At 69.3% G+C, this 12,569-nt stretch carries 9 protein-coding genes; 7 read left to right on the top strand and 2 right to left on the bottom strand.

The features are described from left to right. Positions 1-38: 38 nt before the first annotated feature. From K883_RS24675 to K883_RS24665, 3 genes are all read left to right on the top strand, one after another. Positions 39-725, top strand: a complete 687-nt coding sequence (locus K883_RS24675) for a hypothetical protein (RefSeq protein ID WP_008258317.1) — start codon at positions 39-41, stop codon at positions 723-725. Positions 726-823: 98 nt separating this feature from the next. Next, positions 824-1,210: a DUF1304 domain-containing protein gene (locus tag K883_RS24670; protein WP_008258316.1), complete on the top strand. Its 387-nt coding sequence runs from the start codon at positions 824-826 to the stop codon at positions 1,208-1,210. Between the two features lie 129 nt (positions 1,211-1,339). Further along, positions 1,340-2,032, top strand: coding sequence for a hypothetical protein (locus K883_RS24665; RefSeq protein WP_008258315.1), 693 nt, complete (start codon positions 1,340-1,342; stop codon positions 2,030-2,032). Between the two features lie 63 nt (positions 2,033-2,095). Here K883_RS24665 and car read toward each other — a convergent pair whose 3' ends face one another. Both car and gabT read right to left on the bottom strand, forming a co-directional pair. Beyond that, the gene (gene car / locus K883_RS24660) at positions 2,096-5,620 is read right to left on the bottom strand and encodes a carboxylic acid reductase (protein ID WP_020823021.1); all 3,525 of its coding nucleotides are present in this window, start codon (positions 5,618-5,620) and stop codon (positions 2,096-2,098) included. 139 nt (positions 5,621-5,759) lie between these two features. After that, positions 5,760-7,100: a 4-aminobutyrate--2-oxoglutarate transaminase gene (gene gabT / locus K883_RS24655; RefSeq protein WP_009953660.1), complete on the bottom strand. Its 1,341-nt coding sequence runs from the start codon at positions 7,098-7,100 to the stop codon at positions 5,760-5,762. Between the two features lie 211 nt (positions 7,101-7,311). On the opposite strand from gabT, the gene yajC reads away from it, so the two are divergent. The 4 genes from yajC (at position 7,312) to K883_RS24635 (ending at position 12,565) form a co-directional block, all read left to right on the top strand. Then, a complete protein-coding gene (yajC, locus tag K883_RS24650) occupies positions 7,312-7,638 on the top strand; it encodes a preprotein translocase subunit YajC (protein ID WP_008258310.1) in 327 nt (108 codons plus the stop codon). 112 nt (positions 7,639-7,750) lie between these two features. Continuing rightward, entirely contained in the window at positions 7,751-9,562 is a 1,812-nt protein-coding gene (secD, locus tag K883_RS24645; RefSeq protein ID WP_020823020.1) for a protein translocase subunit SecD, read from the top strand. Positions 9,563-9,566: 4 nt separating this feature from the next. Beyond that, positions 9,567-10,856, top strand: coding sequence for a protein translocase subunit SecF (secF, locus tag K883_RS24640; protein WP_036456203.1), 1,290 nt, complete (start codon positions 9,567-9,569; stop codon positions 10,854-10,856). A 5-nt stretch (positions 10,857-10,861) separates the two neighbouring features. Further along, a complete protein-coding gene (locus K883_RS24635) occupies positions 10,862-12,565 on the top strand; it encodes an ABC transporter substrate-binding protein (protein ID WP_014712013.1) in 1,704 nt (567 codons plus the stop codon). Positions 12,566-12,569 lie beyond the last annotated feature (4 nt).

Here is a 12,569-nt window from a genome sequence, read left to right as displayed (position 1 = left end):
AACCTCACAACAATCACGCCTCGTGAAGGAGATTGAAGATGAGGAACAGGCGCCACGACTACGAACGCCCTCGCGCGCTGTACATGCCGCGTACCCGCGGCGCGCTGACCGGGCTACTCCTGATTCTGTTGGGAGCTTGGGGTGCGCTGGTTCCGTTCTTCGGGCCCAACATCGACTGGGCCTACGCCACCGACCCGGCCTGGACCTGGACCGCGGCCAAAGGCTGGCTCGAGGTGCTTCCCGGGGTCGCCGCGGCGGTGGGCGGCCTGCTGGTGCTGCTCTCCGGCAACCGCGCGAACGCCGTGTTCGGCGGCTGGCTGGCGGTGCTGGGCGGTGCCTGGTTCGTCGTCGGCCGCGCGTTCGCCCCGACGCTGGGCATCGGGGACGTCGGCCAACCGGCGGCCGCGGCGGACCTCAAGCGCGCCCTGCTCGAGGTCACCTACTTCACCGGTCTCGGCGCCCTGATCGTGTTCCTGGGTGGGGCGGCCGTGGCGCGTTTGGCCGTTCGGCACGCGCGCGACGTCGTGGTGACCCAACCGGCGCCCGCGGCGGGCGATGCCGCCGTGCCGGCGGCCCAACCGGCCATGTACGACGAGACGGGCGGCATGGCGCCCGCACGGACGGACGCGGTGCCGGCCGACGCGGCGCCCGGCGAGCGCGGCGGGCATGGCCTGTTCCACCGCCGCCCCGGCGGCCTGTTCCACCGCCACCACGCCGGCGTCTAGGACAGTAGCCGGCAACACGAACGGCACCGGCAGCCCTTGGCTGCCGGTGCCGCTTTGCGCGAAGGTAGTGCGAGCGACCGCGAGACGAGGAGGACGCGATGATCACGACCGCGCTGCTGTTCGCCGCGCTGGCGGCGTTACTGCACGTCTACATCTTCGTGATGGAATCGTTGACCTGGACCTCGCCGCGCACCCGCGCCACCTTCGGCACCACCCCCGCGGAAGCCGAAACCACGAAGCTGCTCGCCTTCAACCAAGGCTTCTACAACTTGTTCCTCGCGATCGTCACCGGCATCGGCATCGCCGTAATTGCGTTGGGGCACACCACCGTTGGCGCGGCGCTCGTGTTCGCCGGCATCGGATCGATGGCCGCGGCCGCGGTGGTGCTGCTGGTGTCCGCGCCCGACAAGGCCCGCGCCGCGCTCGCCCAGGGCACCTTTCCGGCGATGGCGATCGTGCTGCTGTTGCTCGGCCTTCAGCAGTAACACCAGTCTCACCAGCCTCAACAACCACGGCGGTCGGTTGGCTTTCGTTTGCCGCGTGGGTTACTAGTGGAAGTCGCCGGGTACCCATCTCGAGCCGGAAACAGGCCCGGTATTCAACGAGGGGATGTCATGAAATACGCAGAAGACGGCCGAACCAGCGCGCTGAGCATGCCGCGCTCGCGAGGCGCGGTCAGCGGATTGCTCCTGGTCATTCTGGGAGCCTGGGGGGCGTTAATACCGTTTGTCGGTCCACACTTCAACTTCGCCTACACGCCGGACCGAAACTGGGCGTGGAGCACGGCCCGGGGCTGGCTGGAAGTCGCGCCGGGCGCGGCCACCGCACTGGGCGGCCTGCTGCTGATCGTTGCCGGCAACCGCGTCGCCGCGATGTTGGGCGGCTGGCTGGCCGTGCTGGCCGGCGCCTGGTTTGTGGTGGGCGGCGACGTCGCCCCGCTGCTGGGCATCGGCTCCGCCGGTGACCCGATCGCCGCGACCGACCGCAAGCGCGCGGTGCTCGAGGTCACCTACTTCTCGGGCCTGGGCGCGCTGATCATCTTCATCGGAGGTGTCGTGTTGGCGCGCACCGCCGTGCGCCTGGCGCGCGACGTGCAGCCGCTGGCGCCGGCCACCACGGGCACACCGGCCGTTGAGCCGTATCGGGACTCGGTTTACGAGCAGCCGGCCGAGGTCTCCTCGGGTGCGCTGACCAAGCCGCGCGCGTCGTCTGACCCCGAACCAAAGCGGGGATGGCGCCGCCACCGCGCGGGCGCGGGATCAGGGGGCAACGCCGCATATCTGCGTTGGCCGCACCCGCAACAGTAGTCGGCACACCAAAACAGGTCGCCCAGCCCCAAAAGGGCTGGGCGACTTGCTGTTTGGCTCACCTCAGAGGAGTCCGAGCAACTCCAGGTCGGTGATGTACTTGACGATCACCGGCGCCGACACATGCGGGATGTCTTTGTCGGGGCCGATTTTCGCTTCCTGCACCGCCGCGCGGAACACGTCGGTGGGCGCCATCGAGCCGTTGATCGGCTTTTCCGGCTTCTGGTAGTTGTGCAGCAGCGGCAGCAGCGAGTACTGACGCTGCCGATCGGGCAGGGCCCGCAGCGAGGTCTCGAACCGCCGCAGCCACTCGGAGTAATCGGCGATCCGCTCGATCGAATACCCGGCCTCGATCAGCCAATCGATGTACTCGTCCAGCCCGATGCCGTCGTCGTAGGGGTTCATCACGTGGTAGGTCTGGAAGCCGGTGTCGCTGTCGGTGATTTGGGTCCCCAGCGTCGAGATCGCCGCGGCGATGAACTCGACCGGCAAACCGTCGTAGTGTGCCCGCTGGCGGTTGCCGTCGGCGTCCAGTTCGTAGAACGACCCGGGCGCGATACCGGTGGCGACCAGGCTCAGCATCAGCCGGGTGAACATGTCGGGCAGGTTGAGCTGCCCGGCATAGGTGGTGTCGGCCAGGATCATGTCGCAGCGGAACACCGTGACGGGCAGGCCGCACAGGTCGTGGGCCTCGCGCAGCAGCACCTCGCCGGCCCACTTGCTGTTGCCGTAGCCGTTGGCGTAGCCGTCGTTGATCTCGCGGGTGGCGCTGATCTGGCGGATGTCGGCGTTCTCGACGAACTCGCCCGGCTTGATCTGATCGCCCACGCCGATCGTCGACACGTAGGTGTACGGCTTTTGCCTGGACGTCAGCGCGATCCGGATCAGCTCCGCGGTGCCCAGGGCGTTGGGGCCGAACAGCTCGCTGTAGGGCAGCACGTGGTTGACCAGCGCGGCAGGGTCGACGATGACGTCGACCTCCTCGGCCAGTCGCTGCCAGGCCTGGGGGTCCAGGCCGAGGTTGGCCTCACCCTTGTCGCCCGCGATGACCTCCAGGTGATCGGCGGCCAGCCGCTGGTAGTGGGCCAACAACTTTGGGTCGCCGCTGTCGAAGGTCTTGTCCAGCCGGGCGCGCGCCTCCTCGTCGGACTTCGCCCGCACCAGGGCGATGACCTTGCCGTCGACCATGTCCATCCGCTCGAGCCAGTCCAGCGCCAGGTAGCGGCCCAGAAAGCCGGTCGCGCCGGTCAACAGCACGGTGCGGACCTCGGTGGCCGGCTTGGGCAGGCTGGGCGCGGCGGCCAGGGTCGCCTCGTCGAGGAACTTGTCCAGCGTGAGGTCACTGGCGTGCACCGTCGTGGCGCCGCGTCCGTGCACGGCGGCGAACGTCGGGCGCTTGGAGCCCTGGCGCTCGGCCTCGATGTAGGCGGCGATGGCCGCCAGGTCGTTGGCCGGGCTGACGATCACGCCCACCGGCACGTCGACGTCGAAGATCTCGCGCAGCAGGTTGCCGAACGTCAACGCGGACAACGAGTCTCCACCCAGATCGGTGAAGTGGGCATCCCCGGACAGATCGCCGGTCGAGGCACCCAGCAGGGCGGCCGCGGCCCGGCTCACGGTCTGCAGCACCGGCCCCTGTGCGCCGCTGCGGCGCAGTTCGGCCAACTCGTTGGCCTGTCCCGCGGCCAGCTCGGCATACATCTGCTCGAGCCGATCCCCGTAGTGTGCCTTGAGCTTCGGCCACGCCAGCTTGCGGATCCCGGTCAGCAGACCGTTTTCCAGGGTGAACGGCGTGGTCTCGATGATGAAGTCGCGCGGCACCTCGTAGGACTGCAGGCCGGTCTCCTTGGCGACCTTCTGCAGCGAGTCGGCGATCTTCGGCTTGAGCGACTCAAGATCGTTGTCCGCCAAGGCCTCCTCGGTCGGCACCACCACGGCCAGCAGGTAGGGCTGGGAGCTGTTGCCGTAGACGTAGATCTGGCGGATCAGCGGGCTGTTGCCGAACGCCGCCTCCAGCTTGGCCAGGGTGACGAACTCGCCCTGGGCAAGCTTGAGCACGTTGTTGCGGCGGTCGACGTACACCAGCCGGTCCGGAGCGATCTCGGCGAACACGTCACCGGTGCGGTAGTAGCCGTCCTCGTCGAACACGTTCGCGGTGGTCTCGGCCCGCTTGTAGTAGCCGGGGAACATGTTCTCGGTCCGCAGCAACAGCTCGCCGCGCGGATGCGGGCGGTCGGTGCTGAAGTAGCCCAGGTCCGGAACGTCGACCAGCTTGTAGTCGATGACCGGCGGACGCTGAATCTCCCCGTCGAACAACACCATTCCGGCCTCGGTGGAGCCGTAGCCGTCCATCAGGTGCATCTGCAGCAGCGACTCGGCCCACGCCTTGAGCTCCGGCGAGGTGGGTGCCGAGCCCGTCATCGCGAAGATGAACCGCCCGCCCAGCAGGTACTGGCGCTGCTCGGCCAGCACCTCGGCCGCCACAGTCTCGCGGGCCTCTGGGCCCGCATCGCCGTCGGCCAGCCGCCGCTCGACCTGGCGCTGGAATTCGCCGTACAGCGTCTCCCAGATGCGGGGGACGAAGTTCATCTCGGTGGGCCGCACCAACTCGAGGTCCTCGAGCAGGGTGGACAGGTCGCTGCGGGCGGCGAAGTACGCGGTGCCGCCGTTGCCCAACGTGCCGTAGAGGATTCCGCGCCCCATGACGTGGCTCATCGGCATGAAGTTGAGGGTGATCGACGCGGCGCTTCCCCCGAACCAGTTCTTGCTGCCGCGCCGCCACATCTTGCCGACGTTGCTCTGCGGGTACATCGCGCCCTTGGGCGCGCCGGTGCTGCCGGAGGTGTAGATCAGCAGGGCCAGCGAGTCCTCGTCGCTCGCCGGCAGCTCGGGGGCCGGCAGGTCCTTGCCGCGCCGCAGCACGTCGGCGAGCGCCTCGACCGCGACGCCGGAGTCGGCCAACCGCGCGGCGGCGGCCTCCACGGCCTCGCGCTGGTCGTCGACCTGGGGCTGGTAGTCGAACACGACGAGCTTGCCGGGCACGTGGTCGCCGGCCAGGATCAGCTCCACCGCGTCGGGCAGCTGGTTGACGCTCGAGGCGATCAGGCTGGGCTCGGTCTCGGCGACGATCGGCTGCAGCGACGAGATCGCCGCGCTGGTCTGCAGCGGCACCGACACGGCCCCGATGGTGCCCAGCGCGATGTCGATGGTGGCGTAGTCAACGCTGTTGAAGCCGAGCACGCAGACGCGGTCGCCGGGGCGCACCGCGTCGCCGGCCCAGGCACGGCCGAGGGCCGAAACCCGTTCGCCGAGTTCGCCATACGTGATGGTCTCGAAACGGGGGAGCAGCTCGGCCGTCGTCCGCCCGGTCTTGGCGTCGGTGACGAACTCCACGACGCGCTGCGCCAGGGCAGGCCGGTCGGCGTAGCCGTCGAGCACGGTCCGGATGATCTGCGGCAGCCGCAGCCCGGGCGCTTCGGTGGCGGCGGTGATCGCCGGGTCCGGTCGGGCGGCGGCGAACTGGGGGTCGTTGGCGATGAGTTCCTCGATGCGACGGTCGAGGTTTCCGTCATGAATGGCAGTCGACATAAACAGATCCCTTGCGAATGAAAAATAGCGAGTCAATAAGCGCGTCGGCGCTGACACATAGAACGTTAGCTAAAGTAACGGTATTCCACCATGATACGGCCTATGGCGTGGTTGTGAGATTGCCCACGGGGGCGGGGCCTTACAGGTCGCGCAACAACCCGCTCAAGATGTCGATTCCCTCGGCCAGCAGCTCGTCGCCGATGGTCAGCGGCGGCAGCAGCCGGATGATGTTGCCGAACATGCCGCAGGTCAGGACGATGACGCCGGCCGCCTGGGCGGCGACGGTCAGCTTCTGGGTCAGCTCCTTGTCGGGCTCGGCGGTCCCCGACTTCACCAACTCGATCGCGATCATCGCGCCGCGGCCGCGGACGTCGCCGATCCGGTCGTCGCCGGCCTGCAGCCGCAGCAGCGGTTCGGTGATCAGCCGCTCCAGCTGCTGGGCCCGCTCGACCAGCCCGTCGCTCTCGATCGTCTCGATCGTGGCCAAGGCCGCCGCGCAGGCCAGGGGGTTGCCTCCGAAGGTGCCCCCGAGGCCGCCGACGTGCGGCGCGTCCATGATGTTGGCCCGGCCGGTGACCGCCGACAGGGGAAGCCCGTCGGCGATCGCCTTGGCGGTGCAGATCAGGTCGGGCTCGATGCCCTCGTGTTCGCAGGCGAACATGGCGCCCGAGCGCGCGAAACCGGTCTGCACCTCGTCGGCGATGAACACCACGTCGTTCCTGCGGCACCACTCCAGCAGGGTGGGCAGGAATCCCTCGGCCGGCACGATGAACCCGCCTTCGCCCTGGATCGGCTCGATCAGGAGGGCGGCCAGGTTGTCGGCGCCGATCTGGCTGTCGATGACCCGGATGGCCCGCGCGGCGGCCTTCTCCCCGTCGGTGGCCAGCTCCTTGTCGATCAGGCCGTCCCGATAGGGGTAGGACAGCGGCGCCCGGTAGACCTCCGGCGCGAACGGGCCGAAGCCGGCCTTGTAGGGCATGGACTTCGCGGTCAGCGCCATCGTCAGGTTGGTCCGGCCGTGGTAGGCGTGGTTGAACGCCACCACCGCGGACTTGCGCGTGTAGGCGCGCGCGACCTTGACGGCGTTCTCGACGGCCTCGGCGCCGGAATTGAACAGCACCGAGCGCTTCTCGCCGGAGCCCGGGGTGATCCGGTTGAGCGTCTCGGCGACAGCGACGTACGACTCGTACGGCGTCACCATGAAGCAGGTGTGGGTGAACTCGGCGACCTGCGCGCGCACGGCGTCGACCACCCGGGGCGCCGAGTTGCCGATGGTCGTCACCGCGATGCCGGAGCCGAGGTCGATGAGCCTGTTGCCGTCGACGTCCTCGATGATGCCGCCGCCGGCGCGCGCCACGAAGACCGGGACGGAGACGTTGACCGCGTGCGACACCGCCGCCGCCCGGCGCTTGCTCAGTTCCAGCGAGAGCGGGCCGGGGATCTCGGTGACCAGTTGGCGAGTCTGCTCGAGGCCGGCCACCACGTACTCCCTCCCGCGGCGCGCGTGTCACGCCACGTTGAAAGCCTATCGAGCTTGCCTCCGGCGGGCATCGGTCGCACCGCGGCGGCCGGTGACGGGCCGCGGCCTGCCAGACTGAACGGGCACACTGGACCGTGATGAGGTGCGCGGCGTCCGCGTCGCACCGGCACCCACCCCCGAAATCCGAAGACAGAAAGACACAGGCGCGCCCATGGAGAGTTTGATCCTGTTCCTGCCGTTCCTGCTCATCATGGGCGGGTTCATGTATTTCGCGTCGCGGCGCCAGAAGCGCGCGATGCAGGCCACCATCGACCTGCACGAGTCGTTGAGCCCGGGCGACCGGGTGCACACCACGTCGGGCCTGCAGGCCACCGTCGTCGCGATCACCGATGACACCGTCGACCTCGAGATCTCCCCCGGCGTGGTGACCACCTGGATGAAGCTGGCGATCCGCGACCGCATCCTGCCCGACGACGACGAGGATCTGGTCGACGGGGACGAGCCCGCCGACGAGGGCTCGGTCGCCAAGGATTCCTGACGCCTAATACTTCGGGGGAGGGCGGCTTGCGCAACGGGCTCCTCGGGGCCACGTAGGCTTTTCTAGGCTCTGTCCGGGGTAAGTAACCGATTCTCGAGGAGATAGAAGGAACGTGGCATCGTCTTCGGCGCCGGTGCACCCTGCCCGCTACCTGTCGGTCTTCTTGGTGTTGCTCATCGGCGTCTACCTGCTGGTGTTCCTCACCGGCGACAAGCGCGCTGCCCCCAAACTCGGGATTGACCTGCAGGGCGGCACCCGCGTCACGCTGACCGCGCGCACCCCGGACGGCTCGCGCCCCAGCCGCGAGGCGCTGGCGCAGGCGCAGCAGATCATCGGCGCCCGCGTCAACGGGCTCGGCGTGTCCGGCTCGGAGGTCGTCGTCGACGGCGACAACCTGATCATCACGGTCCCCGGCAACGACGGCAACGAGGCCCGCAACCTGGGCCAGACGGCCCGGCTGTACATCCGTCCGGTGCTCAACTCGATGCCCGCCCAAAGCGCCGAGCCCAAGCCCCCGGCGCACCAGCCCGCGCCTGGCCAGCCCGCCCCGGGGCAGCCCGCGCCCGCAGAACCCGCGCCCGGCGGCCAACCCGCACCGGGCCAACCGGCCCCGCCCCCGGCCGGACAGCCCGCGCCGGGAGCCAAGCCGGGCGCCCAGCCCCGCCCCTACCCGCAGGACCCGCCGCCGGCGCCCACCCCCGCGCCTCCCGCTCCCGGGGCCCCGGCGCCCGGGCCCGCCCCGGCTGCCCCGGCCCCCGGGGCGCCGCCGGCCGAGCAACCCGCGCCGCCGGATCCACGCAAGGACCTCGCCGAGCGCATCGCCGATGAGAAGAAGTGGCGGCAGAGCACCCGGCAGGGCATCCAGTTCCTGGCCCTGCAGTTCCAGGCGACGCGCTGCGACAAAGAAGACATCCTGGCCGGCAACGACGACCCCACCCAGCCGCTGATCACCTGCTCGACCGACCACAAGGTCGCCTATCTGCTGGGACCGTCGATCATCAGCGGTGACCAGATCCAGGACGCCACCTCCAGCCAGAACCAGCGCGGCATCGGCTACGTCGTCGACCTTCAGTTCAAGTCCGCGGCGGCCAACACCTGGGCGGACTTCACCGCCGCCCACATCGGCACCCAGACCGCGTTCACGCTGGACTCGCAGGTCGTCAGCGCCCCGATGATCCAAGAAGCCATCCCCGGCGGCCGCACCCAGATCAGCGGCGGCGACCCGCCGTTCACCGCGGCGACCGCCAAGCAGCTGGCCAACGTCCTGAAATACGGTTCGCTGCCGCTGTCGTTCGAATCTTCGGAGGCCCAAACCGTCTCGGCGACACTGGGTTTGACGTCGCTGCGCGCGGGGCTGATCGCCGGCGCGATCGGCTTGGTCCTGGTGCTGCTGTATTCGCTGCTCTACTACCGGGTGCTGGGACTGCTCACGGCGCTGTCGCTGGCCGCTTCCGGCGCAATGGTTTTCGCGATCCTGGTGATCCTGGGCCGTCAGATCAACTACACCCTCGACCTGGCGGGCATCGCCGGTCTGATCATCGGTATCGGCACCACGGCCGACTCGTTCGTCGTCTTCTTCGAACGCATCAAAGACGAGATCCGCGAAGGGCGTTCGTTCCGGTCGGCGGTCCCGCGAGGGTGGACGCGGGCGCGCAAGACGATCGTGTCGGGCAACGCGGTCACCTTCCTGGCCGCCGCGGTGCTCTACGCGCTGGCGATCGGCCAGGTGAAGGGCTTCGCATTCACGTTGGGCCTCACCACGATCCTGGACCTGGTGGTGGTGTTCCTGGTGACGTGGCCGCTGGTCTACCTGGCCTCCAAGTCACCGACGTTGGCGAAGCCCGCATACAACGGCCTGGGCGCAATCCAGCAGGTCGCCCGCGAACGCCGGGGTTCGTCGCAGGTCACGACGGGACGGGGATGACGTGATGGCCTCCAATGACGCGACCGAGATCACCGAAACCTCGGCAGGCACAACGGAATTGACCGCCAGCGCCGCCGGCACCGCCGGGGCGCCGCACCACAGCTTCCTCTCGCGCCTCTACACCGGCACCGGCGCGTTCGAGGTGGTCGGGCGGCGGCGGCTGTGGTTCGGCATCAGCGGCGCGATCGTCGCGGTCGCGCTCTTGAGCATCGTGTTGCGGGGCTTCAGCTTCGGCATCGACTTCAACGGCGGTACCACGGTGTCGATGCCCGCCAACGGGACGCACGGCACGGTGCGCACCTCCCAGGTCCAGGACGTGTTCCGCAAGACCCTCGGCAACGATGCGGAATCGGTGGTCGTCGTCGGCAACGGCGCGGCGGCGACCGTGCAGATTCGCTCCGAGACGCTGTCCAATGACCAGACGACCAAGCTGCGCAACGCCTTGTTCGACGCGTTCGGGCCCAAGGGACCCGACGGCAAGCCGAGCAAGCAGGCCATCAGCGACTCGGCGGTCTCCGAGACCTGGGGCGACCAGATCACCATGAAGGCGCTGTTCGCGTTGGTGGTGTTCCTGGCGCTGGTCGGCGTTTACATCACGGTCCGCTACGAGCGGTACATGACGCTGGCCGCGATCGCGGCGATGTTCTTCGACCTGGCCGTGACGGCCGGCGTGTACTCGCTGGTGGGCTTCGAGGTCACCCCGGCCACCGTCATCGGCCTGCTGACGATCCTCGGTTTCTCCCTCTACGACACCGTCATCGTGTTCGACAAGGTCGAGGAGAACACCCACGGCTTCCAGCACAAACCCAAGCGCACGTTCGCCGAAGAGGCCAACCTGGCGATCAACCAGACGTTCATGCGGTCCATCAACACCAGCCTGATCGGCGTGCTGCCGGTGCTGGCGCTGATGGTGGTGGCGGTGTGGCTGCTGGGTGTCGGCACCCTGAAGGACCTGGCGCTGGTGCAGCTGATCGGCATCATCGTCGGCACCTACTCCTCGATCTTCTTCGCCACGCCGCTGCTGGTCAGCATGCGCGAACGCACCGAGTTGGTGCGCACCCACACCCGCCGCGTCCTGCGGCGGCGCGCCGGCGGTGCGCGCGCGGGTGCCGAGAACGCGCCGGACGCCGACGACGAGGCCGCCGGGGACACCAAAGCGGACGCCGGCGAATCGGCGTCGACGGCGTCGGAGCCGTCCAAGCCCGCGCCGAGCAAGCCTGCGCCGGGGGCCCGTCCCGTGCGGCCGACCGGGACCCGTCGTCCCACCGGCAAGCGGAACGTCGGCCGGCGGTAGACGCGATGGCCACCAGGTACCGGGGAACTGGGGCCGATGGCGCGCTAACCGGCCGGCACAACATCGCGCTGTGGATCAGCGCCGGGCTGGCGGTGGCGCTGGTCGCGGGTTTCGTGGTGACCGCGTGCGCCGGTAGCGCCGCCTCCGAGGTGGACTACGTGGTCGACGGCCCGCTGAGCACCTACAACACCAACACCGTCGCCGGCGCCGCCTCGGCCGGCGCGCAGGCCTTCGCCCGCACGCTCACCGGGTTCAGCTACCACGGGCCGGGCGGGCAGATCGTCGCCGACCGCGACTTCGGCACCGTTTCGGTGGTCGGCGGCACGCCGCTGGTGCTGGACTACCAGATCGCCGACAACGCCGTCTACTCCGACGGCAAGCCGTTGACCTGCGACGATATCGTGCTCGCGTGGGCGGCCCAGTCCGGCCGCTTCCCGGAATTCGATGCGGCCACTCAGGGCGGCTATATCGACATCGCCAACGTCGAGTGCATCCCCGGGCAGAAGAAGGCGCGGGTGTCGTTCGTCCCGGACCGCGGCGTCGTCGACTACAACCAGCTGTTCACCGCGACCTCGCTGATGCCGTCGCACGTCATCGCCGACCAGCTCAACGTCGACGTGACCGCCGCGCTGCTCAGCCACAACGCGCCACTGGTGCAGCAGATCGCGAAGCTGTGGAACACCATCTGGGAGCTCAAACCCGGTCTGCAAAAAGACGTGCTCGAAAAGCGTTTCCCGTCGTCGGGGCCCTACAAGATCGGGTCCGTCCTGGAGGGCGGGGCGGTGGTGCTCGTCGCCAACGACCGGTGGTGGGGGCCGCGGGCCATCACCAAGCGCATCACGGTGTGGCCGCAGGGGCCCGACATCCAGGACCGGGTCAACAACCGCACCGTCGACGTGGTCGACGTCGCCGCGGGCTCGTCGGGAACGCTGGCCACGCCCGACAACTACGAGCGCTCGGATGCCCCGTCCGACGGCATCGAGCAGCTGTTCTTCGCCCCGCAGGGGCCGCTTGCGGCACCCAAGGCGCGCCGGGCCGTCGCGCTGTGCACGCCGCGCGACGCGCTGGCCCACGATGCGGGGACGCCGATCGCCAATTCACGCCTCAGCCCGGCCGGCGACGACGCCGTCACCGCGGCCGACGGGGCCGCCGAGGCCGGCCCGTTCGGCAAGGCGGATCCGGTCGCCGCGCGCAACGCGCTCGGCGGTGCGCCGCTGGCGGTGCGGATCGGCTACCAGGGGCCCAACGCGCGGCTCGCGGTCAACGTGGGCGTCATCACCAAATCGTGCGCCGCGGCCGGGATCACGGTCACCGGCGTCACGCTGGACAGCTCGGGGCCGCGGGCGCTGCGGGACGGGAAGATCGACGCGTTGCTGGCCAGCACCGGCGGCGCGACCGGCAGCGGTTCGACGGGGTCCTCGGCGCTGGATGCGTACGCCCTGCACACCGGCAACGGCAACAACCTGTCCGGATACAGCAATCCCCAGGTCGACAGCGCGATCGGGGCGCTGGCGGTGTCCGCCGATGCCGCCGAGCGCGTCAGGCTGCTGGCCGAAACCGCGCCGATACTGTGGGGCGACATGCCCACCCTGCCGCTGTACCGGCAGCAGCGCACGTTGCTGATGTCCAAGAAGATGTACGCGGTGAGCAACAACCCGACCCGGTGGGGCGTGGGCTGGAACATGGACCGATGGGCCCTGGTGCAGTGAGGTT

Source organism: Mycobacterium sp. TKK-01-0059, assembly GCF_000709305.1.
Classification (GTDB): domain Bacteria; phylum Actinomycetota; class Actinomycetes; order Mycobacteriales; family Mycobacteriaceae; genus Mycobacterium; species Mycobacterium intracellulare.
This window is presented reverse-complemented; position numbering and strand designations above follow the sequence as displayed.